The 25,168-nt window shown below is 72.0% G+C and carries 20 protein-coding genes; 12 read left to right on the top strand and 8 right to left on the bottom strand.

Annotated elements, in window-relative coordinates; all coding sequences use genetic code 11:
- Nucleotides 1–249: 249 nt before the first annotated feature.
- The 5 genes from AC07DS_RS19770 to AC07DS_RS19750 all read left to right on the top strand — a co-directional run bounded on the left by AC07DS_RS19770 (nucleotide 250) and on the right by AC07DS_RS19750 (nucleotide 5,450).
- Nucleotides 250–1,128, top strand: coding sequence for an SDR family NAD(P)-dependent oxidoreductase (locus tag AC07DS_RS19770; RefSeq protein WP_479146982.1), 879 nt, complete (start codon nucleotides 250–252; stop codon nucleotides 1,126–1,128).
- A 77-nt stretch (nucleotides 1,129–1,205) separates the two neighbouring features.
- The gene (locus AC07DS_RS19765) at nucleotides 1,206–1,772 is read left to right on the top strand and encodes a TetR/AcrR family transcriptional regulator (RefSeq protein ID WP_479146980.1); all 567 of its coding nucleotides are present in this window, start codon (nucleotides 1,206–1,208) and stop codon (nucleotides 1,770–1,772) included.
- A 50-nt stretch (nucleotides 1,773–1,822) separates the two neighbouring features.
- Entirely contained in the window at nucleotides 1,823–2,716 is an 894-nt protein-coding gene (locus AC07DS_RS19760; RefSeq protein ID WP_479146978.1) for a DUF7737 domain-containing protein, read from the top strand.
- Entirely contained in the window at nucleotides 2,716–5,058 is a 2,343-nt protein-coding gene (locus tag AC07DS_RS19755) for a DUF4132 domain-containing protein (RefSeq protein ID WP_479146976.1), read from the top strand. The genes AC07DS_RS19760 and AC07DS_RS19755 overlap by 1 nt, the downstream gene beginning before the upstream one ends.
- Nucleotides 5,058–5,450 carry a hypothetical protein gene (locus tag AC07DS_RS19750; protein WP_479146974.1) on the top strand — a complete coding sequence of 131 codons (393 nt, stop codon included), beginning with the start codon at nucleotides 5,058–5,060 and terminating at the stop codon, nucleotides 5,448–5,450. Before AC07DS_RS19755 ends, AC07DS_RS19750 begins: the two co-directional genes overlap by 1 nt.
- Before the next feature lie 62 nt (nucleotides 5,451–5,512).
- On the opposite strand, the gene AC07DS_RS19745 is transcribed toward AC07DS_RS19750, so the two are convergent.
- From AC07DS_RS19745 to AC07DS_RS19725, 5 genes are all read right to left on the bottom strand, one after another.
- Entirely contained in the window at nucleotides 5,513–6,382 is an 870-nt protein-coding gene (locus AC07DS_RS19745) for a carbohydrate ABC transporter permease (RefSeq protein WP_479146972.1), read from the bottom strand.
- Complete coding sequence (locus tag AC07DS_RS19740) at nucleotides 6,379–7,344, bottom strand: carbohydrate ABC transporter permease (RefSeq protein ID WP_479146970.1); 966 nt, start codon at nucleotides 7,342–7,344, stop codon at nucleotides 6,379–6,381. The genes AC07DS_RS19745 and AC07DS_RS19740 overlap by 4 nt, the downstream gene beginning before the upstream one ends.
- A complete protein-coding gene (locus tag AC07DS_RS19735) occupies nucleotides 7,338–8,690 on the bottom strand; it encodes an ABC transporter substrate-binding protein (protein ID WP_479146968.1) in 1,353 nt (450 codons plus the stop codon). The genes AC07DS_RS19740 and AC07DS_RS19735 overlap by 7 nt, the downstream gene beginning before the upstream one ends.
- Nucleotides 8,687–9,673, bottom strand: a complete 987-nt coding sequence (locus AC07DS_RS19730; RefSeq protein WP_479146966.1) for a GNAT family N-acetyltransferase — start codon at nucleotides 9,671–9,673, stop codon at nucleotides 8,687–8,689. Before AC07DS_RS19730 ends, AC07DS_RS19735 begins: the two co-directional genes overlap by 4 nt.
- A 73-nt stretch (nucleotides 9,674–9,746) precedes the next feature.
- Entirely contained in the window at nucleotides 9,747–10,943 is a 1,197-nt protein-coding gene (locus AC07DS_RS19725; RefSeq protein ID WP_479146964.1) for an exo-beta-N-acetylmuramidase NamZ family protein, read from the bottom strand.
- 256 nt (nucleotides 10,944–11,199) lie between these two features.
- Between AC07DS_RS19725 and AC07DS_RS19720 the strand changes: the two genes are divergently transcribed.
- From AC07DS_RS19720 to AC07DS_RS19710, 3 genes are all read left to right on the top strand, one after another.
- Nucleotides 11,200–12,048: an oxygenase MpaB family protein gene (locus tag AC07DS_RS19720; protein WP_479146962.1), complete on the top strand. Its 849-nt coding sequence runs from the start codon at nucleotides 11,200–11,202 to the stop codon at nucleotides 12,046–12,048.
- A gap of 119 nt (nucleotides 12,049–12,167) precedes the next feature.
- Nucleotides 12,168–14,387: a serine/threonine-protein kinase gene (locus AC07DS_RS19715; RefSeq protein ID WP_479146960.1), complete on the top strand. Its 2,220-nt coding sequence runs from the start codon at nucleotides 12,168–12,170 to the stop codon at nucleotides 14,385–14,387.
- A 64-nt stretch (nucleotides 14,388–14,451) separates the two neighbouring features.
- Nucleotides 14,452–16,011, top strand: coding sequence for a phytoene desaturase family protein (locus tag AC07DS_RS19710; protein WP_479146958.1), 1,560 nt, complete (start codon nucleotides 14,452–14,454; stop codon nucleotides 16,009–16,011).
- A gap of 60 nt (nucleotides 16,012–16,071) precedes the next feature.
- On the opposite strand, the gene AC07DS_RS19705 is transcribed toward AC07DS_RS19710, so the two are convergent.
- Nucleotides 16,072–17,835, bottom strand: coding sequence for a serine hydrolase domain-containing protein (locus tag AC07DS_RS19705; protein ID WP_479146956.1), 1,764 nt, complete (start codon nucleotides 17,833–17,835; stop codon nucleotides 16,072–16,074).
- A gap of 153 nt (nucleotides 17,836–17,988) precedes the next feature.
- Between AC07DS_RS19705 and AC07DS_RS19700 the strand changes: the two genes are divergently transcribed.
- The 3 genes from AC07DS_RS19700 to AC07DS_RS19690 are packed head-to-tail and all read left to right on the top strand — an operon-like array spanning nucleotide 17,989 to nucleotide 22,232.
- Nucleotides 17,989–19,116 (top strand): NAD(P)H-dependent flavin oxidoreductase, encoded by a 1,128-nt coding sequence (locus AC07DS_RS19700; RefSeq protein ID WP_479146954.1) that lies wholly within the window; start codon nucleotides 17,989–17,991, stop codon nucleotides 19,114–19,116.
- Nucleotides 19,113–20,663 (top strand): acyl-CoA synthetase, encoded by a 1,551-nt coding sequence (locus AC07DS_RS19695; protein WP_479146952.1) that lies wholly within the window; start codon nucleotides 19,113–19,115, stop codon nucleotides 20,661–20,663. Before AC07DS_RS19700 ends, AC07DS_RS19695 begins: the two co-directional genes overlap by 4 nt.
- A 42-nt stretch (nucleotides 20,664–20,705) precedes the next feature.
- Entirely contained in the window at nucleotides 20,706–22,232 is a 1,527-nt protein-coding gene (locus tag AC07DS_RS19690) for an acyl-CoA synthetase (RefSeq protein ID WP_479146950.1), read from the top strand.
- Nucleotides 22,233–22,240: 8 nt separating this feature from the next.
- Here the strand turns inward: AC07DS_RS19690 and AC07DS_RS19685 are convergent, their stop codons facing one another.
- Both AC07DS_RS19685 and AC07DS_RS19680 read right to left on the bottom strand, forming a co-directional pair.
- The gene (locus tag AC07DS_RS19685; protein WP_479146948.1) at nucleotides 22,241–23,191 is read right to left on the bottom strand and encodes a hypothetical protein; all 951 of its coding nucleotides are present in this window, start codon (nucleotides 23,189–23,191) and stop codon (nucleotides 22,241–22,243) included.
- A gap of 90 nt (nucleotides 23,192–23,281) precedes the next feature.
- A complete protein-coding gene (locus AC07DS_RS19680) occupies nucleotides 23,282–23,845 on the bottom strand; it encodes a CGNR zinc finger domain-containing protein (protein WP_479146946.1) in 564 nt (187 codons plus the stop codon).
- 80 nt (nucleotides 23,846–23,925) lie between these two features.
- On the opposite strand from AC07DS_RS19680, the gene AC07DS_RS19675 reads away from it, so the two are divergent.
- The gene (locus AC07DS_RS19675) at nucleotides 23,926–25,167 is read left to right on the top strand and encodes an MFS transporter (RefSeq protein ID WP_479146944.1); all 1,242 of its coding nucleotides are present in this window, start codon (nucleotides 23,926–23,928) and stop codon (nucleotides 25,165–25,167) included.
- The last annotated feature ends 1 nt before the right edge of the window (nucleotide 25,168 follow it).

Here is a 25,168-nt window from a genome sequence, read left to right as displayed (position 1 = left end):
TACCAAAGTGCCAACTATCTGTCTGATTCCATGCCTCCAGCTGCTGAAGTCACTTTGCACCAGCGCATGTCACGAACGCCGCCCTGTGCCAACTCGCAATCTTGGTCACAGTGGCCGGATCCGCCCGGCCGGCGCCGGCCCTCCTCGGCGGTGTGCCGCCACCCTCACGCCCCAACCGGATAGGTCATCCGCATCTGCTACGGTGGTGTCAACCGGATAAGGTATCCACTATGCGGGACGGGTTGCGCGATGAAGCAGACAGCGGTGGTCACGGCAGGGACAGCGGGAATCGGGCTGGAGACCGCCTTGGGGCTGGCCGAGGCGGGCCTCGCGGTCACCGTGGTCGGCCGCAACGCCGAGCGCGGCGCTCAGGCGGTCGAACGGATCAACGCCACGGCACCGGCCCACTCCGCCCGGTTCCTGGCCGCCGACCTCGCCTCGCTCGACGCGGTCCGCGTCGTGGCCGGCCGGATCGCCGCGGACGGACCGCTGACCTTGCTGGTCAACAACGTAGGAGCGATGTTCGCGGACCGGCAGGACTCGATCGACGGGATCGAGGCGACCTTTGCCGTCAACCACCTCTCGCCGTATCTGCTGACCGAACTCCTTCTGCCCGCACTGCGAGCCGGTGCGCCGAGCCGGATAGTGAACGTCACTTCGGGGGCGGTGGCTGTGGCCAAGCGCGATTTCGACGCCGTCGAACCGCCGGGCGGCTACTACGGCTTCCACCGGTACGGCCGTGCCAAGCTCGCCCATCTCGCGCACACGCTGGAGTTGGCGGGACGGCTGGACGGTACGGGCGTATCCGTCCTCGCGGCGGACCCGGGCGGCGCCGCGACCGACATGACCAACGGCACCATGAGCGACCCGAAGATCGTCTCGCCGGGGCTGCGGCTGCTGTGGCCGCTGGTCCGGCGGAAGTTCGAGCGCTCGACGTCGGGTCCGGCATCCCTGGCGGCGAAGTCCTCGATCTTCGCCGCGACCGACGGTTCACTGGCCGGCCGGACCGGCGTCGTCATCGGACCCCGGGCGCAGCCGGTCGTTCCCTTCCGGGCGGCAACGGATCCCCGCATCGCCGAAGCCGTCCGCCGCCTCAGCGAGCACCTCGCGCCGGTGGCCCCTGCGTGACGGCGGAGGCGGCCGCGGGGGCGAAAGGCCGGCGCCGCGGGCCTGGTCCGGATTGGCTATCCGGTTAGACTTCTCGTATGACGACCGCCCACCTGCGCAAGGACGCCGCCCGCAACTGGGAACGGATCGTCGCCGTGGCCCGCGATCTCGTCGACGAGGGCACGCCACTGCAGCTCAACGACATCGCCCGCCGCGCCGGAATGGGCGTGGGCACCGTCTACCGGCACTTTCCCACTGCCGAGGCGCTCCTGGAGACCGTCGCAGCCCCCAGCCTGGAGGAACTCGCCGCCCACGGCGAACAGGCTCTGGCCGACGTCGACCCGGGGCGCGCCCTCGCCGGCTTCCTGACCCGCACCGTCGAAGCGCAGATCACCGACGCGTCGCTGTCCACGGTCACCGCCGCGACCACGGACGCTCTGCCCCGTACGACCGAACTCAAGCAGACCCTGCGCTCGACCGGCACGCAGCTGCTCGAACGGGCCCGCGACGCCAAGGTGGTACGCGCCGACCTGACTTCGGACGACATGGTCCCGCTGATGTGCGGAATCGCCTACGCCGCGAACGTCCACGGAGACCCCGCATCCCGCATCGCAACCGCCCGCCGCTATCTGACCGCGCTCCTGGAGGGCCTGTACCTCCGTTAGATCCGGCGCCGACGCGCGGCATTGTCAGACCCCCCTGCCATCATCCCGCCATGCTCTACCACGCCTTGGTGGCCGAATCCCGTAGGAACGACACGCTGGACGACGGGCGGCTCGCAGCCTGTTCACCGGAGGAGAGCAGGGCGGCGGCCCTGTGCCTCATGCCGGCCTCCCGCTTCGACGACACGGGATTGTGGCGGTACGACTCCGAGATCGAGGCCGTGATCTCACGGGCGGACGGCTGGACGCCGGACGAGGTCGCGGTGATGTCGGGCCGTGTCACCGAGTTCGACGGCGGCTACGACGGGCTGGCGCGGGCCGAGTTCGGCGACGGCGCGTGGCGGGCCCGCTTCCACCACGAGCCCGCCGCGGACGACGATGGCGGCGGCTACGCGCCCGAGCACGCCGCCACCGACCAGGTCCGCTTCGAACGGCGGGGCGGCCGCCAATGGCGGGAGGCGGCGCTCGCCGACGTGCCCCCGCTGGTGTTCAGCGAGGCGATGCGGGACGTCGACCTGTTCGTCGGCGTCACCTCGATCGCCGCCGACCCGGACTGGTCCGACCGGGGCGAGGACCGCCACGCCGGGTACTGGCGCACGGCCACGTTCGGAGCGCTGACGGCGAGCGCCGAGGTCCGCCGCGCGGCGCTGGAACGGATCCTGCCGCGGCTGAGGATCGCCGACCGGTGCACGCTGGAGGGCCGCTTCCTGGTCGTACGCGGAGACCTGGGCACGTACAAGATCCATATGGGCTCGGCCGACATCCTGATGGGACCCGACGACGCCTGCCTGTGCATCGTTCCGTCACGCGGCAGGGGCGACGGCAAGGTGTTCCTGCCGTTCGAGGACGAACGACTCTCCCTGATCCTGAGCAAGGCGTTCCTGCTCGCCGCCGACACCGGGATCACCGACGACACGATCCTCCACCAGATCAAGAGGGGCGCCTGATGGACCTCGCAGCCCGGCTGACGCGCGCGCTGACCGACCCGGACTTCACACTCGAGGACCAGGACAGGCGCCCGGATCTGTCACAGGTCTCCGACGAGCAGCTCGGCACCCTGTTCGTGGCGGCCTACCAGGTGAAGGCATCGGCCGCGCACACGGCGGCGACGGTCCGCTTCGCGGTCGAGGACGCGGTCAGGGAACGGCAGCCGCGCTACACGCCCGAGGCGTGCCGCCGCATGTTCGAGGTACTCGTCGAGCGATGCGAGGAGTCCGGCTGGGCCGACCTCACCCTCGGCCTGCGCGCACTGGAGTCCTGCACAGGGCCGCTGCCCGACGTGTCCGAACCGGCCCGTCGGCTGGTCGGGTTCCGGCTGGAGAAGGAAACCCTGCGCCAGCCGTACGCACTGCTCGCGGTCGCCGGGTTCGCCGGCGACGCGACCCTGCGCTCGGCCGTGGAGCGCCTCTCCTGCGACGTGGGCCCCATAGTCGCCGACGAGATCGCCGTCATGGCCGGTCTCACCCCGGCGGAACGGGCGCTGCTGTCCGACATCGACCGGGAGCACAGGTTCGTCTCGCCGCTCGCGCACACGTGGCGCCGGTCGGCCGACAACCCCGCCTACGTGGCCTTCACCCGGCGCGCGCTCGAAGCCGCGGCCGACCGCACGGATGCGATCCGGGCGGGTGAGATCCCCTATCGGGCGGACAAGGCGTTCACGGACCGGGAGATCACCTCGCTCGGACAGGCCCTGCGGGTGGCGCTGCTGCGCGACGAGCCCTGGCTGCCGGAGCTGTTCCAGCGGCTGCTGCCCGGCGTCGCCCTCGCCCCGACGACGGCGAAGACACTTCCCTCACAGGCCCTGCTGTACGAAGTGGTCCGCGCCGCACAGGACTTCCCGACGCCCGAGCTGGTGGCCGCGATCCGCACGGTGCGCCGGACCGTCCGGCACGCCGGGGTGCCCAAGCAACTCGACAAGATGCTCAAGAAGGTCGACGCGGCGCTGGCCGAACGCACCGACGTGGCACTGCGGTTGCCGAGGCTGGGGTTCGACGCCGTGCCCGTCGGCGGCTCCGTCGCGGGCGGTGTCCGCCGCCCGGCCGGTGACTACCAGGCCGTCGTCACGGTCACCGAGACCGCCACGCTGACCTGGGAGAAGGACGGCCGCCCGCTGCGCAGCCTCCCGGCGCCGGTACGCCGCGATCATGCGGCTCTGGTCAAGGAGCTGCGCGAGCTCGTGAAGCGCGTCAATGCCCAACTTGTCACCCTTGTGAGGGCGTTGGAGGGCGGCTTCGCCGTCGAGGCCGTCCACCCGTACGGCTGGTGGCGCACCGAGCTGGCCGGGCACCCCCTCGCCGGTACCCTCGTACGCCGACTGATCTGGGAGATCGAGATCGCACCCGGCGAGTGGCGGGCCGTACTGCCCGAGACCGCCGAGCACCTTCCCGACGCGCCCGACGACGCCTCCGTACGGCTGTGGCACCCGCTCCGCTCCGACCCCCACGCCGTGCGGGCCTGGCGGGACCAGCTCACCGAACGGTGCATACGGCAGCCCTTCAAGCAGGCCTTCCGCGAGATCTACCTGCTCACCCCGGCCGAGGAGCAGACCCGCGTCTACTCCAACCGGTTCGCCGCCCACCTCGTCCGCTACCGCAGGATGTTCGCCCTGTTCCGGGCCCGGGGATGGAAGAGCGACCTGCTCGGCCCCTGGGACGGCGGGGACGGCGACGCAGCCGAACGCACGCTGGTGGCGGGGGAGTGGCGGGTCCGCTTCTTCCACCGCTGGGCCGACCGGGCGGGCGAAGAGGAACTGGCGTCGACCGACCAAGTGCGGTTCCACCGCCGGGTGGAGGGAGTCTGGCGCGAGGCGCCGCTCGCCGACGTGCCCCTTCTGGTGTTCAGCGAGGTGATGCGCGACGTGGATCTCTTCGTCGGTGTCACCTCGATCGCCGCCGATCCCGACTGGACCGACGGCGGACCCGAGCGCACCTACTGGGAGCGGGCCGGGTTCGCCGAGCTGACGGCGAGCGCCGAGTCCCGCCGCGACGTCCTGGAACGGATCCTGCCGCGCCTGCGGATCGCCGACCGGTGCACTCTGGAGGGCCGCTTCCTGGTCGTCCGCGGCGATCTGCGCAGTTACAAGATCCATCTGGGCTCGGCCAACATCCTGATGGAACCGGACGACAGCTATCTGTGCATCGTCCCGGCCGGGCGCAAGGGGGACGGCAAGGTCTTCCTGCCGTTCGAGGACGAACGGCTCTCCCTCATCCTCAGCAAGGCGTTCCTGCTCGCCGCCGACACCGAGATCACCGACGGGACCATCCTCATGCAGATCAAGCGAGGTGCCTGATGGCCACCGTGACGTTCCGGGACGAGACCGCGACGGGCAAGCCCGTCACCGAGTGGCAGGTCGCGGGGCTGCCGGAGCGGATGACCGTACGGGAGCTGATCCGGCTCCGGGTCCGCGAGGAGGTCGCCCGGCACAACGTCCGGCCGAGCGACCGCTTCAACGGCCTCGTCCGCCCCGACGACGCCGAGACGGAACTGAACGGCTACCGGCTCCGCGAGCCCCGCCGTATCGACTGGGAGCGCCAGGCCGAGATCGCCGAGCGTGCCTTCCTGTCCAACGGCTTCTTCGTGCTCGCCGGCGACCGCCAGGTCGAGGGGCTCGACGAGGTCGTGGACCTCGCCGTCGATCCCGGCCTGGTCTTCATCAAGCTCGTCGCTCTCGTCGGCGGTTGAGCCGGCACATCCGGGGCACGATTGCCGCCGGCCTGCTGATCCTCGGCCTCGGCATGCGCTCCCTACTTGAGCCCGCTCAGCATGACGCCACGGATGTAGTACTTCTGCAGCAGCAGGAAGAGGACCAGGACCGGCAGGATGCTCAGGACGAGTCCGGCCATGACGATGGGCATCGTGCGGGTCGGGTCGACGTAGTCCTGCAGGAGCTGGATGCCGACGGGCAGGGTCATCACGTCCGGGTCGGCGGTCGAGACGAGCAGTGCCCAGATGTACTCGTTCCAGGCGTCGACGAAGGTCAGCAGCCCGAGCGTCACCAGCACCGGCTTGGTCTGCGGCACCACGATCCGCCACCACACGGCGAACTCGCCGGCCCCGTCGATGCGCGCGGCCTCCAGGACCTCGTCCGGGATCGAGACCATGAACTGCCGCATCAGGAAGATCCCGAAGCCGTTGACGAGGAAAGGCATGGCGAGCGCCACGATGCTGACGGTCAGGCCCGCGCCCCCGCGCCCGAACAGGTCGTTGCCCCCGGCCAGGGGCCAGTGCACCAGGATCAGGAAGTGCGGGATGAAGAAGAGGAACGGCGGGAACATCATCGTCGACAGCACCAGGCGGAAGATGAAGTTCCGTCCGGGGAAGCGGAGTTTGGCGAGCGCGTAGCCCGCGAGCGACGACGTGAGCAGCACCGATCCGGTGATCACGGCGGTGGCGACGACGCTGTTGCGGAAGAGTACCGGCAGATCGAGCTGGTCGATCGCCGCCCGGTAGTTGGACAGGCCGAACGCCTCGGGCAGGAACCGGTACGGCAGTGTGCCGGACTCGCCGGGCCCCTTGAAGGACGTCATCACCATGTCGAGGAAGGGCACCACCGTGAGCACGGCGCCGGTCACGACCAGCAGATACGACAACCACGGGAAACGGCGGCGGTTCATACGTCCTCCCCCTTGCGCCGGAAGATCCACAACTGCGCCAGGGTGACCACGAGGACCACCATGAACAGCACGAACGCGGCGGCGCTGGCGGTGCCCCAGTCGCCGTACGAGAAGGCCTGCCGGTACATCTCCAGCGCGGCGACATCGGTCGCGTCACCCGGCCCGCCCTTGGTCATCACGATGATCAGCGCGAACGACTGCAGCCCGGTGAGGAACTGGGTGATGCACACGAACAGCAGGGACGGCCGCAGCAGCGGCAGCGTGATCTTCCGGAAGACGGTGACGGGCCCGGCGCCGTCGAGCGCGGCCGCCTCGTAGTACGACTCGGGAATGGACTTCAGCCCTGCGGTCAGGATGAGGATCGCCGAGCCGACCGATGCCCAGGCCTGTACGACCACGACGGAGGGCAGCGCGGTGTCCGGATCCTGGAGGAACGCCACCGAGTCGAGCCCGAGGGCGTTGAGGACGCCGTTGACGAGCCCGCCCGGTTCGTACATGTACTTCCACACGTTGCCGACCGCGACGACGGTCGTGACGATCGGCAGGAAGTACAGCGTGCGCCACAGCCCCTGGAACCGCAGGCTGTCGATACAGGTGGCGACGACCACGGAGCCGGCGAGCGCGAGGGCCACCGTGCCCAGGGCGAACAGCAGCGTGTTGGTGAGGATCGGGGCCAGGAACGTCGAACCGTCCGCGAAGAGTGCGGTGAAGTTGTCCAGTCCGACCGGATCGATGTCGCCGAGGTCGAACCCGGCCCAGCGGGACGTCGACAGCAGCAGCGCGAAGCCGAGCGGCAGGATCAGGAAGACCGCGAAGAACAGCAGCGTCGGCGCCAGGAAGAGATAGCCGACGACCGCCTGGCGGCGCCGGCGCCGGGCCGGACTGCGGCCGTCGGCTGCGGGCCCATCGGAGCGCGGGCCGGGCACTCGCTCGGTCGTCTCCGGCGCCAGGGCGTTCACCATGAGCGCGACACCTCCTGATCGACCTGACGACGGGTGGTGCGCAGCGCCTCGTCGACCGACTGCTGACCGGTCCACAACGCCTCGATGTTCTTGCGCAGCAGCGACTTGGCCTGCTGCGCGCCCGGCACGTTCGGCTCCGGCACCGCGTAGGCCAGCGCGTCCAGGAACGGGCGCAGGTTCGGATCACCGCCCGCCCCGAGAAGCGTCCGCATGTCGTCGGCACGGCCGGTCAGGGAGCCTACCGACACCTGCAGTGTGCTCATCCGGGTCGCCGTCGCGCCCTTGCCGGCGTTCTTCACGCCCACCTTCTCGGTGTTGAGCCAGCGCAGGAACTCCCAGGCCTCGCCGGGGTGTTCACTGGCCGCGTTGACGCCCAGCATGAAGCCGGTGGAGAGCGTGGCGCGGCTGTCGCCCGCCGTGGGGACGGGTACGGGCGCGACGCCGACATCGCGGTAGTCCTTGCCCATCAGGCCCTTCAGGTCCGCTGTCCACCAGCCGGCGCTGACCACCATGGCCACCTGCCCGGACGCGAACGCCTTGTACACGTTGACGCCGGGCGCGCTCGCACCTTCGGTGACGAGGCGGTGCTCCAGATCGAACACGGCCCGGCCGGCCGGTGAGTCGATGGCGGTGCTCCTGCCGTCCCCGGAGACGAACCTTCCGCCGGCGGCGTTGAGCAGGGCGAGCGTCTGGCCGACGGTGGTCGAGTCGTCGTAGGTGGACAGCCCGAACCCCTGGACCAGTGTGTTGCCGTACCGGTCCCGCCTGGCGGTGCGGTAGGCCGTCTGCTCCAGCTCCCGCCAGGTGCGCGGAGGTCCGGCGACACCGGCCTCGCGCAGCAGCCGCTTGTTGTAGTAGAGGGCGTACGTCTGCACCTCGGTGGGGTAGCCGTACACCGTGCCGCCCACCGACGCGGCGCCGACCGCGGCCCCGCCGTAGCCTCGCCTGATCTCCTCGGCGTGCTCGTTCGGAGCGGGCCGCAGCACACCGGCCCGGACGAGCTGGCCGTTCCACAGGCAGTACGGGTGGAGGATGTCGGCGCCCTGGCCCGCGGCCTGCCGGACCATGAACGTGGTCAGCAGATCCGTGAACTCGACCGCCTTCGTCCGCACCTTGACCCGGTCGTGCGTGGCGTTCCACTCGTCGACCGGGCCCTGCAGAGCCTCCCTCAGCTCCCCGCTCGCGTAGTGGGAGAGCAGGGTGAGCACGATCGGATCCCCGGGCCGCCCGGTGCCCCGGTACGGCGCGGCGCATCCGGCGGCGAGCAGCGCCGAGGGGAGCACCAGGGCGAAGTGGCGGCGGCTCAGGCCATCTGTGGCCCGGGTGCGGTGAGACGGCGACGTCATCGGGCGGCCTCCCGGCGCAGCACACGGAACACCCGAGTCGTGGTGAATCCGGCCCGGCGGTACAGATGGCCCGCCGGGGACCGCTCGCCGGTCCACAGGAACCACGCGGAGTGCGCACCCCGCGCCCGCATCCGCTCCAGGACCAGGTGCAGCAGGACCTTGCCGAGCCCGGTGCCGCGCATCTCCTCCAGCACACCGAACGGCCCGAACCGCTCGTCCACCGACTCGTACGCGCCGTGCATCGCCCAGCCGACCAGGCGGCCCGCGGGGTCCCTGGCGACGACGATCCGGTCGAGCGGCGTGCCCGCGGCCAGGCACTCCCGGATCGCGCGCGCCCAGTCCGGGTTGAAGCGGTTCCCGGCGAGGCTGATCAGTTCCACCAGGTCGTCGTCGGACGGGGTGGCGAACCGGTGGCCCCGCGCCGTCAGTTCGTCCGCGCGGCACGCGATTTCCTCCGGGAGGCGATAGCCGACCAGGCTGCGGTCCATCGCCGCCGCCTCGTACAGCGTGCGAAAGCCCAGGGACCCGAGGAGCTCGGCCGCTTCCGGGTACGCCTCGGCGTCCAGGCCCGGCAGGACGTAGTTCGGGGTGTACGAGGAGAAGTCCACCCGGGTACGGCCGTGGCCGTGCAGCCAGTCGACGGCATCGGTCAGCAGCCGTCGGCCGAGGCCGCGCCCACGGGCGGCCGGGTCGACGAAGAAGAACGGGATCCAGCCCTGCTCCGGCTCCAGGTCGGTGCCGCTCATCGGCACCAGACGGCGCACCGCGTAGGCCGCGCCGACGACACGGTCACCGTCGACGGCGACCCTGAGTCCCTGCGGATCGAAGTTGGCGTCGAGCAGCACCAGGGAGCGGAAGCGGTCCGGGGTGATCGGGTCGGCCGGCGCACTCCGGCGCCACGCCTCCACCAGCCGCGGGCCGTCGCCCGCGCGAAAGCCACGAATCCCGGCCCGGGATCCGGTCGTCGTCGTGCGATCGGTCATCGACGGTTGTCCTTCCGGGACGGAGTTGTCCTTCCGGGCAGAGCAGTGGGCAGCGGCGGTGGGGCAGGAGGCCTCACGGGTAGAGCAGCACGTCGTCGCCGGCCCACCGGCCGGGCGGCGTCGGCGGATCGCACAGCGGCAGCGGGTCGTCGCCCGCGTCGACGGCGTGCCGCAACCGGTCGGACCCCCACAGCAGATCGACGAAGTGACGATGGCCTGTCCCCTCCGTGCCCGCGTCCTCGGTGCGCCAGGCGAAGTCGCCCGGGTACAGCCGCCGCAGCGTGGCCAGCATCGCGACGGCGGTGCGTACGGGAGCGAACAGCCCGCGATCGGTGATGTGGAGCTGGACCCCGCGCAGTGGCCGTCCGGCGTGTTTGTGGAAGGTCGGTACGAACCGCAGATCACGGAAGCGCACTCCGGGCAGGGCGAGTTCGGCGAGCGAGGGCGCGAACCGCGCGTCGATGTACGGGGCCCCGACGATCTCGAAGGGCTGCGTGGTGCCACGGCCCTCCGACAGATTCGTGCCCTCGAACAGGCAGGTGCCGGGGTAGACGGTGGCGGTGGCGGGCGTCGGCATGTTCGGCGAGGGCGCGACCCACGGCAGGCCGGTGGCTGCCGCGTCCGTGTCGCGCCGCCAGCCGACAGCCTCGATCACCGTCAAATCGGCGGAGGTGCCCGCAACTTGGGGCACGTCCGACGCGTTGAGATGCCGGGCGAGTTCGCCGCAGGTGAGGCCGTGCCGGACAGGGATCGGAGCGCGCCCGACGAAGCTGGCCCACGCCGGGTCGAGCAGCGGGCCCTCGCTGACGAGCCCGCCGAGGGGATTCGGCCGGTCGGCGACCACGAACCGTACGCCCGTACGGGCCGCCGCGACCATCAGGTCGAACATGGTCCACACGTAGGTGTAGAACCGGGACCCGACGTCCTGGAGGTCGTACACCAGTGCGTCGACGCCGCTGTCGATCAGGAGCTTGTCGAGACGCTCGCCGACGCACCCGTAGGTGTCGTGGACCGGCAGGCCGGTGGCGGGGTCCGTCTCGGCGTCCTCGCTCGCGCCGGCCTGGCCGGTCCCGTGCAGCCCGTGCTCGGGCCCGAACAGGGCGACCAGCCGCGCGCCGGCCCCGAGCAGCGCGGACGCGGCCGGGCGCAGATCGGGGAGGACGCCGGTGTGGTTGGTCACCAGCCCGAGCCGGCCGGGCCCGGCGAGTCCGGGCGACGCGTGCAGCCGTGCGATCCCGGTCGTCACCGGGACCCGGTCGTCCGTGCCCATCCTTTGCCCCCGTCTGCCGGTGACATCTCCAAGCGATGGTCGGAAATGTACGTGCATGCCCATGGATTTTGCTGGATTTACCGACAGCTCGCGCCGACGGTGCCCCGCGGCATCCCTTCATCGCCCCGGCGAAGCCCGTGGCCCGCTCGCCGGCGCCGGCACCGAGACGTTCCGGCTGTCCGCCGAGAGTCCGTGACCGGTGGTACCGCTCCGCCCCGCGGCCGTGGCATCGTGGTCGCAGGGCGGAGGTGACCCCATGGCCGATGCCGACCCGGGGCTGTTCGGCCCCTCCTCGGTGACCTGGCAGATGCACGGCGACCCGATGATGTGGGTCGCCGGCGTCCGCGCGCTGTACCTCCAGGCGCTGCACCCGCGCGCCGTGCGCGGCGTCATGCAGAACTCCGACTTCCGGCGTGACGCCTGGGGCCGGCTGATGCGCACCGCCGACTTCGTCGGCACCACGACGTACGGCACCGGTGAGGCGGCCGAGCGGGCCGGTGCCCGGGTACGGAAGATCCACAGCATGCTCCAGGCGCGCGACCCCGACACCGGGCAGCGGTACGGCGTGGACGAGCCCGAGCTGCTGCTGTGGGTGCACTGCGCGGAGATCGACTCCTACGTGCACGTCCTGCGCCGCTCCGGATACCCGCTCACCGACGCCCAGGCCGACCGGTACATCGCCGAACACCGCGTCAGCGCCCGCCTGGTGGGGCTCGACCCGGACGCCGTACCGGCAGGCCGGACCGAGATGGCCGCGTACTTCGACAAGGTGCGGCCGGAACTGGCCGTGGGGCCCGAGGCACGCGCGGTGGACGACTTCCTCCTCCGTCCGCCGACGCATCCCCTCCTGGTTCCGGCGCGCGAGGTGCTGTGGCGGCGCGTGGCGCAGCTGGCGTACGCCTCCCTGCCCCCGTACGCCCACGAGTTGTACGGCAGACCGGCCCCCCGACCCGCCGTCGTGACCCGCCGACTGCGGGCCACGGGCGCCCTGCTGCGGTGCGTTCCCGCACGTCTGCGCTGGCAGCTGCCGCCCAAACACATCCTGCGGGCCATGGCGAGGCTCGGCCCGGACGCCCGACCCGCACCGTACAAACTGGGGCGATAGGCCGCCATACTGGACGAGCAGGGGGGTGTGTCACGGACCGGGCCGCGTCGTACGCGGTCGCGGCACGCGGCGATGTCTCCCGGGGGTGGGGCGGACAGCGACGGGGGCGACGGCGCGCAATGGGGGAGAACGGGCTGATTCAGGGCCGGTACCGGCTGCTCGACCTGATCGGGCGGGGCGGGATGGGGGAGGTGTGGCGGGCCCGCGACGAGTCCCTGGGACGACAGGTCGCGGTGAAGTGCCTCAAGCCGCTCGGCCCGCAGCACGATCCGTCCTTCACCCGTGTCCTGCGGGAGAGGTTCCGCCGGGAGGCCAGAGTGGCCGCCGCGCTCTCCCACCGCGGAGTGACCGTCATCCACGACTTCGGCGAGTACGACGGCGTCCTCTACCTCGTGATGGAGCTGCTGGAAGGACGCGATCTGAGCCGGCTCCTGGAGGACAACAAGGGGCACCCGCTGCCCGTGGACGACGTGATCGACATCGCGGAACAGGTGGCCGCCGCCCTCGCCTACACCCATCAACAGGGCATCGTGCACCGTGATCTGAAGCCCGCCAACATCGTGCGCCTGACCGACGGCACCGTGAAGATCTGCGACTTCGGCATAGCCCGCCTCGGCCACGACATCGGCTTCACCGCCCGCCTCACCGGCACCGGCATCGCCATGGGCACGCCGCACTACATGTCCCCGGAACAGATCGGCGGCACCGAGGTCGACCAGCGCAGCGACCTGTACTCGCTGGGCTGCGTCCTCTACGAGATCGCCACCGGGGCGCCGCCGTTCGACCTGGACGACGCCTGGGCGATCCTCATCGGCCACCGCGACACCCCGCCCCGCCCGCCCCGCACCCACCGCCCGGAACTGCCCGGCCCCTTCGAACGGATCGTCCTCGACCTGTTGGCCAAACTGCCCGAGGAACGGCCGTACGACGCACGTGAGCTGGGGCGTCGCCTGGCCGCGGGGCGTACGGCGGCCACGTATGTGCCGAGGGTCGTGACAGGACGGCCGGGCGCCGGCGCGACGGCTCTGCACGAGACACGCCTGCCGGCGTGGACCCGGGGCATGACGACCGGCCACAAGGCGGTCGGTGCCGGACTGCGCGCCGTCCCGCCGGACCCCGGCGCGGCCCTGAGCGGCGCCTGGACCACCGGGGCCCGGGTCGCCGTCCTCTCCCGGCCGGCACCGGACGCCGTCGCCGCCCTCACCGCACGGCACCACGAGGGCCTCGGCCTGGCCCGGCGCGGCCGCTGGGCCGAGGCACGCGACGTGCACCTGACGGTCGCCGCCGAACGGGCGGCGCTCCTCGGCCCGGACCACCCCGACACCCTCGCCAGCCGCTACGAGGCCGCCTTCACCCTCAGCCGCACCGGCCGGGCCGCTGACGCGCTGCGCGCCTACACCGACGTCGCCGCGGCCCGGGCGCGCGTCCTCGGCCCCGAACACCCGGACACGCTGGCCGCACGTCAGGAGACGGCCTACGTACTGGGCCAGTTGGGCCGCCACTTCGAGGCCCACCAGGGCTACACCTCGGTCCTGGCCGCCCGGATGCGCGTCATGGGCCCCGAGCATCCCGACACCCTGCGCTGCCGCCACAACCTCGCCTTCAACCTCAGCCGGCTCGGGCGCCTGGAGGACTCGTACCGCATGGCCCTCGACGTGGCCGCAGCCCGTGCCCGGGTGCTCGGCCCCGACCACCCCGACACCCTCGTCACCCGCTACGAAGTCGCCTACGCCCTCGGCCAGCTGGGCCGCTGGGACGAGGCGCTGCGCACCTACCGCGAGGTCGCCGACGCCCGCGCCCGCACCCTCGGCGCCGACCATCCGGACACCCTCGCCGCCCGCTACGAGGCCGGGATCAGCCTCGGCCGGCTCGGCCGCAGCGCGGACGCCCTGCGCCTCTACCGCGACCTGATCGACGACCGCACCCGCGTCCAGGGGCCCACCCACCCCGAGACCCTGCGCGCCCGCCACGGCCTCGGCGTCAACCTCGGCCGCCTCGACCGCTGGGAGGAGGCCCTCGCCGAGGCCCGCGACGTGTGCGCGCTGCGTGAACGCGTCCTCGGCGCCGATCAGCCGGACACCCTGGTCAGCCGGCGCGAGGTCGCCGTCGCCCTGGGCTGGCTGGGCCGCTGGGCGGACGCGCTCACCGAGTACCGGAGGGTCGCAACGGCCCGTGAACGGGTCCTAGGGCCCGACCACCCCGACACCCTCGCCAGCCGCAACGACGAGGCCCACTGCCTGGAACAGCTCGGCCGCGGCGCCGAGGCCGTGGAGCTGTACCGCAGGGTCGCCGTACTGAGCCGGCAACGGGCGTCCGGCGGACACCGGCCCGCACCCTGACCCGCGCGCCGACACGTCCGGCATGCCTCTGGCCGACGTAGATCATCACGTGTTACGAAGAACCATGCCTGCCAACGAGGGAACCCGGACGTACGACGCCGTCATCATCGGCGGCGGCCACAACGGCCTTGTCGCCGCCGCCTACCTGGCCCGGGCCGGCCGCTCCGTGCTGCTGCTGGAACGGCTCGGCCACACCGGCGGCGCCGCCGTCTCCACCCGGCCGTTCGCCGGTGTGGACGCCCGCCTGTCGCGCTACTCCTACCTGGTCAGCCTGCTGCCGTCGAAGATCGTGCGCGATCTGGGTCTCGACTTCCGGGTCCGCGGGCGCACCATCTCCTCGTACACCCCCGTGGAGCGCGGCGGCCGGCCCACCGGACTCCTCGTCGGCGGCGGGGAGCAGCGCACCCGGGAGGCCTTCGCCCGGCTGACCGGCGGCGAGCGCGAGTACGACACCTGGCAGCGCTTCTACGGCATGACCGGCCGGGTCGCCCAGCGCGTCTTCCCGACCCTCACCGAGCCCCTGCCCACCCGGGACGAGCTGCGCCGCCGCATCGACGACGACACCGCCTGGCGGGCCCTGTTCGAGGAGCCGATCGGCGTCGCCGTCGAGGAGAACTTCTCCGACGACCTGGTCCGGGGCATCGTCCTCACCGACGCCCTGATCGGTACCTTCGCCGACGCGCACGACACCTCCCTGGCCCAGAACCGCTGCTTCCTCTACCACGTCATCGGCGGCGGAACCGGAGCCTGGGACGTGCCCGTCGGCGGCATGGGTGCCCTCACCGACGCCCTGGCCACCGCCGCGCGCGAGGCGGGCGCGGAACTCGTGACCGGACACGAGGCGGTCCGTATCGACACCGACGGCCACACCGCCGAGGTCACCTATCGCACGGCCGACGGCGAGGGCGTCGCCGCCGCACGGCACGTCCTGGTGAACGCCTCCCCGCAGGAACTGGCCGCCCTGACGGGGGACTCCGTGCCCGAGCCCGCCGAGGGCGCCCAGCTCAAGGTCAACATGCTGCTCACGCGGCTCCCCAAGCTCCGGGACCCGGCCGTCGACCCCCGCGAGGCCTTCGCCGGCACCTTCCACATCGCCGAGGGCTACCGGCAACTGGCCACTGCCCACGACCAGGCCGCCGCCGGTGAACTCCCCACCGCGCCGCCCTCGGAGATCTACTGCCATTCCCTGACGGACCCCAGCATCCTCGGCCCCGAACTCGCCGAGCGCGGCTACCAGACACTGACCCTGTTCGGCCTGCACACCCCCGCCCGGCTGTTCGCCCGGGACAACGACGCCGTGCGCGAGGAACTGCTGAAGTCCACCCTCGCCCAGCTCGACGCACACCTCGCCGAACCCCTCACCGACTGCCTCGCCACGGACGCCGACGGCCGCCCCTGCATCGAGGCGAAGACCCCGCTGGACCTCGAACGAGACCTTCGCCTGCCCGGCGGCAACATCTTCCACCGCGCCCTGTCCTGGCCCTACGCCCAGGAGGACACCGGCCGCTGGGGCGTCGAGACCCGGCACGGCAACATCCTGCTGTGCGGCGCGGGCGCGGTGCGCGGGGGAGGGGTGAGCGGGGTGCCGGGGCACAACGCGGCCATGGCGGTGCTGGAGGGGTAGCACGCGGTTCGACCCGCGGCCTGTCGGCCCGGCCGACCGGTGACCGCCCCGGCGCGGGCGTCAGTCGGCCGAGGCCGTCCACCCCACCGCCACGATCCGGGCCGCGTCGGCCGGCCGCGTCTCGTCGAACACGACCGCGCCGTCGGCCTCGATGCGCGATGCGTCCACGTAGGCCCCGCGGCCGACGTACAGCCGGTCCGTGGTGTACCGCCAGCGCACGGCGAGTTGCCGGGCGGACGGAAGCCCGGCGGTCAGCCGGTGCCAGACCCGTCCGGACCAGCCGGTCACCGAGCCCGCGGGGTGTTCCTGCGGTTCCGTGCCCCGGCTCGTGGTGGTGAACGGCACCGGCTGCCAGGTGGTGCCGTCCGAGGTGGCCTCCAGGACGAGGACGTCCGAGGCGGGCTCGATGTCCCACCACAGGGCGCAGCACAGCCGTGCGTCACCGGGCGAGGTGTCGAGCGCGGGCAGGGTCAGGGTCGCCGTCGTGGCGTCGGCCGTTCCGGAGAACCAGGCGGCACGGCCACGGGCCGGGCGGACCGGTACGGCGCGGGCCAGACGGTTGCCCGCGGCGACCCGGGGAGCGGATCCCGACCGCCACGTACGTACCGGATGAACGGAGTTGCCCAGCACCACGAGGAAGGAGTCGGTGGTCGGATCGAGTACGAGCGAGGTTCCGGTGAAGCCGGTGTGGCCCGCGGTTCGCGGGGTGGCCATCGCGCCCATGTACCAGTGCTGGTAGAGCTCGAAGCCGAGACCGTGGTCGTGGCCGGGGAAGGTGGTGTTGAAGTTGGTGAACATCAGGTCCACCGACTCCGGCTCCAGGATGCGTGTACGGCCGTGGACGCCGCGGTCGAGCAGCGTGCGGCCGAGGACCGCGAGGTCCCAGGCGCAGGAGAACACCCCCGCGTGGCCCGCCACTCCACCGAGGCTGAACGCGTTCTCGTCGTGCACCTCGCCCCACACCAGCCCGCGGTCCAGCCCCGACCAGGGCGGGCGGGCGACCTCGGTGGCGGCGATCAGCGGTTTCCAGGACGCGGGCGGGTTGTAGCGGGTGCGGTCCAGGCCGAGTGGACCGGTGATCTCCTCGCGCAGGAGGACGTCGAGGGCGCGGCCGGTGATCTTCTCCAGGACGAGCTGGAGGGAGATCAGGTTGAGATCCGAGTAGAGGTAGACCGTGCCGGGCGGATTGAGTGGCGTCTCGTTCCAGATGAGGCGCAGCTTCTCCTCGTGCGACGGCGCGTTGTAGAGCGGGATCCAGGCGCGGAACCCCGAGGTGTGGGTGAGAAGTTGACGGATCGTGATGTCCTGTTTGCCGGCCTGGCCGAAGTCCGGAAGGTACGAGGCGACGGTCGCCTCCAGTTCCAGAGTCCCGCGCTCCAGCTGCTGCACCGCGAGGAGCGAGGTGAAGAGCTTGGAGACCGAGGCGAGGTCGAAGACCGTGTCCGCGGACATCGGGATCTGCCGGTCGGCCGGGAACTCGACCCCGGTGTCGGTCCTGTCGTCGTATCCCGCGTAGCGCACCGCCGTGCCGATCGGCTGGTGCAGCGCCACGGTCGCGCCCCGTCCGGCGAGCAGGACGGCGCCCGCGTACCAGGGGTGCTTGGGGGAGGGGCCGAGAAAGGCCTCCGCATCGATGACGAGCCGGCGCAGATGCGTGGCCAGGAGCCCGGCCTGTTCCGGGGAGCCGTGCCGCAGGGTGCGGTGGCCGGAGGCGGCCTCGGCCTCGGCCGGGCCGGCCGGGAAGCCGGCGAGAGTGAGGGCGCCGCCCAGGGTCAGGGCGCCCAGTTGACGGCGGGTGAGTCTGTTGGCCACCTCATCGGTCATCGTGAAACTGTCCTGTCGGGTGCGGGAGGTGTCAACGAGGCATACACGCCATCCGGGGTGAACATGAGTCCGACGGAGCAAAATCTGCCGCGTATCTGACGGAGCATCAGAAAACCTCTTCCGTCGTCCGGGGGACTGCGGCATCCTGCGCCCATGCAGACGGAGCTGAGCAGGAAACTCGGAGTCGAGCACGCCGTCTTCGGCTTCACGCCGTTCCCCGCCGTCGCCGCGGCCATCAGCCGGGCCGGCGGCTTCGGTGTGCTCGGCGCGGTCCGCTACACCGCCCCCGACGACCTCAGACGGGACCTGGACTGGATCGAGGCGCACGTCGACGGCAGGCCGTACGGGCTGGACGTCGTGATGCCCGCGAAGAAGGTGGAGGGCCCGGACGATCGCACACTGACCGAGGCGGACATCGAGGCGATGATCCCCGAGGGGCACCGGCAGTTCGTGCGCGACACCCTCGCCAAGCACGGAGTGCCCGAACTGGCCGAGGGGGAGGTGTCCGGGTGGCGCATCACCGGATGGATGGAGCAGGTCGCCCGCACCCAGCTCGACGTGGCCTTCGACTACCCCATCCGGCTGCTCGCCAACGCCCTCGGCTCCCCGCCCGCCGACGTCGTCGCCCGCGCCCACGACCGGGACGTCCTGGTCGCCGCACTCGCGGGCAGCGCCCGGCACGCCCGCAAGCACCAGGAGGCGGGCATCGACATCGTCGTGGCCCAGGGCTACGAGGCCGGCGGCCACACCGGCGATATCGCCTCCATGGTGCTCACCCCCGAAGTCGTCGAAGCGGTCGATCCGCTGCCCGTGCTGGCCGCGGGCGGCATCGGCAGCGGGCAGCAGGTGGCGGCCGCTCTGAGCCTCGGCGCCCAGGGTGTGTGGCTGGGCTCCATATGGCTGACCACCACAGAAGCGGACCTCCACTCGCCCGCCCTGACCCGCAAGCTTCTCGCCGCCGGGTCCGGCGACACCGTCCGCTCCCGCGCCCTGACCGGGAAGCCCGCCCGTCAGCTGCGCACGGAGTGGACCGACGCCTGGGACGACCCGGCCGGGCCCGGCACGCTGCCCATGCCGTTGCAGGGCCTGCTGGTCGCCGAGGCGGTCTCCCGGATCCAGAAGTACGAGGTCGATCCGCTGCTCGGCACGCCCGTGGGCCAGATCGTCGGCCGGATGACCGGCGAACGCAGCGTCCAGGCCGTCTTCGACGACCTCACCCGCGGCTTCGAGCAGGCCGTCGACCGCATCAACCGCATCGCCGGAAGGAGCGGCCAGTCGTGAGCACACCCCCCACCGGCTTCTGGGCCCAGGCGGCCCAGAACCCCGACCGCACGGTCCTGATCGCCCCCGACGGCGAGCAGTGGACCGCCGGACGCCTGCACGCCGCCGCCAACCGGCTCGTCCACGGGCTGCGCGCGGCGGGCCTCGAACGCGGCGACGCCTTCGCCGTCGTCCTGCCCAACGGCGTCGAGTTCTTCACCGCCTACCTGGCCGCGAGCCAGGCCGGCTTCTACCTCGTCCCGGTCAACCACCACCTGGTCGGCCCCGAGATCGCCTGGATCGTGGCCGACTCCGGCGCCAAGGTGCTCGTCGCCCACGAGCGCTTCGCCGTGCCGGCCCGGCACGCCGCCGACGAGGCCGGCCTGCCGGCCACCCACCGCTACGCGGTCGGCGCGGTCGAGGGCTTCCGGCCGTACGCCGAACTCCTCGACGGACAGCCCGGGTCCGCGCCCCGTGACCGCACGCTCGGCTGGGTCATGAACTACACCTCCGGTACGACCGGACGCCCCCGCGGCATCCGCCGCCCGCTGCCCGGCAAGGCCCCCGAGGAGGCCTACCTCGGCGGCTTCCTGGGCATCTTCGGCATCAGGCCCTTCGAAGACAACGTCCATCTCGTCTGCTCGCCGCTCTATCACACGGCCGTCCTCCAGTTCGCGGGCGCGTCCCTGCACATCGGCCACCGTCTGGTGCTCATGGACAAGTGGACCCCGCAGGAGATGCTCCGGCTCATCGACGCCCACAGGTGCACGCACACCCATATGGTCCCCACCCAGTTCCACCGCCTCCTGGCTCTCCCGGACGAGGTGAGGGGCCGGTACGACGTGTCGTCCATGCGGCACGCCATCCACGGCGCCGCCCCCTGCCCGGACCATGTGAAACGGGCCATGATCGACTGGTGGGGGCACTGCGTGGAGGAGTACTACGCGGCCAGCGAGGGCGGCGGAGCCTTCGCCACCGCCGAGGACTGGCTGAAGAAACCCGGAACGGTCGGCAGGGCCTGGCCCATCAGCGAACTCGCCGTCTTCGACGACGACGGCAACCGGCTCCCGCCCGGCCGGCTGGGCACCGTCTACATGAAGATGAGCACCGGCGGATTCTCGTACCACAAGGACGAGGACAAGACCCGCAAGAACCGCATCGGCGACTTCTTCACCGTCGGCGACCTCGGCTACCTGGACGAGGACGGCTATCTCTTCCTCCGCGACCGCAAGATCGACATGATCATCTCCGGCGGGGTCAACATCTACCCGGCCGAGATCGAGTCCGCGCTGCTCGCCCACCCCGCCGTCGCCGACGCCGCAGCCTTCGGCATCCCGCACGACGACTGGGGCGAGGAGGTCAAGGCCGTCGTGGAACCGGCCCCCGGGCACGAGCCGGGCCCGGCCCTCGCCGCCGCCCTCCTCGACCACTGCGCCGAGCGGCTCGCCGGCTACAAGCGGCCCAGGAGCGTCGACTTCATCACGGAGATGCCCCGCGACCCCAACGGCAAGCTGTACAAGCGACGCCTGCGGGATCCGTACTGGGAGGGCCGCACCCGGCTGGTGTGAGGTTCTTGACCTGCGCCTGTGGTGGACCGAGGATCGGCTGTCATGACGCAGGGACACGGCAGCACGGTCGACGGGGTGCTGCGGCGCAGCGCCCGGCGCACCCCCGCACGGGTGGCGCTGGAGTACGGCGAACGCAGTTGGACGTACGAGGAACTCGACACCGCCGTCTCCCGTGCGGCGGGCCTCCTCCGCGCCGAGGGGCTCGCCCCCGGCGACCGGGTGGGCGCCTACGGCCACAACTCCGACGCCTACCTGATCGCCTTCCTCGCCTGCGCCCGCGCGGGCCTGGTCCACGTGCCGGTCAACCAGAACCTGACCGGCACCGACCTGGCGTACATCGTCGGCCAGTCGGGCAGCGCGCTGGTGCTCTCCGATCCGGACATCGCCAGCGAACTGCCCGGCAGCGTACGGGTGTTGCCGCTACGGGACTCGGACGACTCCTTCCTCGCCCGGCTGGCCGAGGCGCCTCCGTACGACGGGCCCGAACCACGCACCGAGGACCTGGTGCAGCTGCTGTACACCTCCGGCACCACCGCCCTGCCCAAGGGGGCGATGATGACCCACCGGGCGCTGGTCCACGAGTACCTGAGCGCGATCACCGCCCTGGACCTGAGCGCCGGCGACCGGCCCGTGCACGCGCTGCCGCTCTACCACTCGGCGCAGATGCACGTGTTCCTGCTGCCCTACCTCGCGGTCGGCGCGACCGGCATCATCCTGGACGCGCCCGACGGCGACCGCCTCTTCGACCTGATCGAGGCGGGCCGTGTGGACAGCCTGTTCGCGCCGCCCACCGTCTGGATCGGCCTCGCCAACCGGCCCGACTTCACCACCCGGGACCTGAGCGGCCTGCGCAAGGCCTACTACGGCGCGTCGATCATGCCCGTGCCGGTGCTCAGGCGACTCCGCGAACACCTGCCCGGGCTGGCCTTCTTCAACTGTTTCGGGCAGAGCGAGATCGGCCCCCTGGCCACGGTCCTCGGGCCCGACGAGCACGAGGGCCGGCTGGACTCCTGCGGCCGCACCGTGCTGTTCGTGGACGCGCGTGTCGTGGACGACGAGGGCGAGGACGTCCCCGACGGCACTCCGGGCGAAATCGTCTACCGCTCACCGCAGTTGTGCGAGGGCTACTGGGACAGGCCCGAGGAGACCGCCGAGGCCTTCCGGGACGGCTGGTTCCACTCCGGCGACCTCGCGGTGCGCGACCCGGACGGCTACTTCACCATCGTGGACCGGGTGAAGGACGTCATCAACTCCGGTGGCGTACTGGTGGCTTCACGCCAGGTCGAGGACGCCCTCTACACCCACGAATCGGTCGCCGAGACCGCTGTGATCGGCCTGCCCGACGAGCGGTGGATCGAGGCCGTCACGGCGGTCGTCGTCCCCCGCGGCGAGGTGACGGAGACGCAGCTCATCGCGCATGTGCGGGAGAACCTCCCGTCCTTCAAGGCGCCCAAGCGGGTCCTGTTCGTGGACCGGCTGCCGCGCAACGCGAGCGGGAAGATCCTGAAGCGGGAGCTGCGGGACCGGTTCAGCGGCCAGGACGACAGCGCGTCGACCAGCGGCCGCTGACGCCGTGCTCAGGGGCCGTCGGGCACGAGGTTGTTCGTGCTGAGGAGATTGCCGCCGACCGGAAGACCGATCGACCTGCGCAGTTCTCCGATGCCCGGATCACGGACGGACACGGTCAGGGTGTAGGCCGGCTGCCCGGTCATGGTGTTCGAGGAGTCGATCGGCGGCTGGAGCCCCTTCCACACCGCGTCGCCGTCGTAGCCGGGGCACAGGGCTCGTAGGGGCAGCGTGATCTCGCCGCTGCCGCCGCCGGTCAGGTCGATGTGCGTCTTGTCCTCGCGGCCGGTCTTCCCGGGGGAGTTCCAGGTGACAGGGAGGCCGTGGGCGCCGGCGACCAGTCCGTCCGGGCCCTCGATCTCCACCGAGGCCCCCTCCCCGCCCAGGGTCCGGGACACCTCGAGGGACCCCTTCGGGCCCTGAGCGAAGAGCAGCCCGATGTGGAAACTGTCGGCGTCGCTGCCGGACTGCGCATAGCCGTAGGAACCGAGTGTCAGCTGCGGGCCGGGGCGCCGGGTGGCGTCGGGGGCGGGGGAGGAGGCGGCCGAGGGGAGCGGGAAGTGGTGGAACCCCTTGGTTCCGCACCGATCGCCGTCGGAGGTCCCGCCTCCCGGCAGTGCGACGGCCTCGGCCGGGCCGGACGCGGGCGGTCCGCCCCACGACAACAGGCCCTGCTGGTAGGCCCCCACGAGCACCACGGCCGCCACGGCCGTCCACGGGACCACCGCACCCGCCCTGTCGCGGAACGAACTCCGCTTCGGGCCGCGGCCCTTCCGCTTCGCCTTGAGTACGTTGCGGAACCGCCGGTCCACCATCCTGGCCCGGGCCGACGGCTCCTTCGGCGCGGAGGTGCCATCGCCTTCGGCGGCGTCCCGCAGGAACGCCGCCCACTGCTCGTCGGATATGGAGGAGTGGTCCTCCGGTCCCCCGTCGGATCCTTCGGGGGGCTGGATGTTGCTCACGGGGCGAACCCTTCACTGGCGTGGGGCCGGGCCCCGGACGTTTCCGTCATGATGCCGTACCCGTCCGGCTGCACGCTCCGGGCCGCAACGCTAGGAAGTGGCCCTGCGGCGGAGCGCCTCCTTCTTCGCGCGGTTTCCGCAGGTGTCCATGGAACACCAGCGGCGGGTGCCGGGGCGTGAGGTGTCCAGGAAGAGGGCGCCGCAGGTGGGGCCGGAGCAGTCGCGTACCCGGTCGAGGGCCGGGGAGGTGATCAGGTCCAGGGCGTCGCGGGCCACGAGGGCGAGGGTGGCGCGGACGGGGTCGCCGGCCTGCCACTCCAGCCGGCCCGAAGGGCCGAGGCTGGGCACGGGAACGGCGTGTGCGGCGGCCCGGTTGACCCGCTCGCGGGCCTGGGCGTCGGGGGCTCGGCCCGCCCGGGCGGAGCCGATCAGGTGGTGGATCGACTCGCGCAGTTCCTGCGCCGTGCGCACCAGGACGGCATCGGCGTCGCCGGCCTCGGCGGGACAGGGGGCGCACTGCCGTATCCACGCGGCCAAGGACTCGGCGTCGGGCAGTTCCTCCGCGGCGTCGGCCGTGTCCCGGCGGCGCAGGGTCCGTACGAAGTCCAGACAGGGGCGGCCGGCGCCCTGGCGGAAGCGGGGAGTCGTAGGCACGTCGGTCAGGCTACTGGAGAACCGGTTTGACTGGTACCTTCGGCGAACCACTTAAAACGGTTCCTCTGTGAGGTGTCTGCGTGTCCGCGTCCCCCGCACCGCCGAACCCGCCCCGCCGGGTGATCCTCGTCCTGGCCCTCGCCTGCGGCGTGGGCGTCTCCACCATCTACTTCCCTCAGGCCATCAGCTCGCTGGTCGCCGCCGACCTCGACGTCCCCGCCGGCTCGGCGGCCCTCGTCGTCACCGCGGCCCAGTTCGGCTATGCGGGCGGCATGTTCCTGCTGGTGCCGCTGGGTGACCGGCTGCCGCACCGCCGTCTCCTCGTCACCCTGCTCACCCTGACCGCGCTCGGACTTCTGGCTGCCGGGACCGCCTCCAGCCTCCCGGTGCTCGTCGTCGCGAGCGCGGCCACCGGCGTCACCACCGTCGTGCCGCAGATCATCCTCCCCATGGCCGCCGGACTCGTCCCCGATGAGCGACGCGGAGCCGTCACCGGCACGGTGGGCAGCGGCCTCATCGGCGGCATCCTGCTGGCCCGCACCTTCGGCGGCACCCTGGGGTCATGGCTGGGCTGGCGAGCCCCCTATCTGGTGGCCGCGGTGGCCGTCCTCGCCCTGGCGGCGGTCCTCTCCCGGGTGGTCCCGGACACCGGGCCGACCTCCCGTCAGACCTATCCCGCGCTGATAGCCGCCCCCCTGCGCCTGTTGCGAGAGGAACCCGGCCTGCGCCGTTCCTGCCTCTACCAGACCGCCGTCTTCGCCGGCTTCAGCGCCGCCTGGACCGCGCTCACGCTGCTCGTGACCGGACCGGTGTACGGCATGGGCGCCCGGACGGTGGGCGTGCTGGGGCTGGTCGGCGCCGCCAGCATGTTCGCTACGCCGCAGGCCGGCCGGGCCGTCGACCGCAGGGGACCGGACGCGGTCAGCCTCTGGTGTCTGATCGGGGTCGCCGGTTCGGCCGGCGTGCTGGCACTGGGCGGATGGGGCGGCGCGGCCGGTCTGGTCGCGCTGGCGGGCGGCATGCTGCTGCTCGACGTGGCGGTGCAGTGCGGCCAAGTCGCGAACCAGGCACGGAACTTCGCGCTCCGCCCGGCGGCGCGGGCGCGGATCAACACCGCGTACATGACGTGCGCGTTCATCGGGGGCAGCGTGGGGTCCTGGCTCGGGCTGCGGGCCTACGACCGGTTCGGCTGGCCCGGAGTGACCGGCCTGGTGGCGCTGACGGCCGTGATCGCCCTCGCCCGGCACCTGACCCGCGGCCGGACGACACCCGGGGCGGCCGAAGCCCCCGTGGACGCCGTACCGGCCGGGCCGGTGCCGTGAC

The organism is Streptomyces sp. NPDC044064, assembly GCF_056434245.1.
Note: the sequence above shows the minus strand (reverse complement) of the source record. Positions and strands in the feature narration are given on the sequence as shown.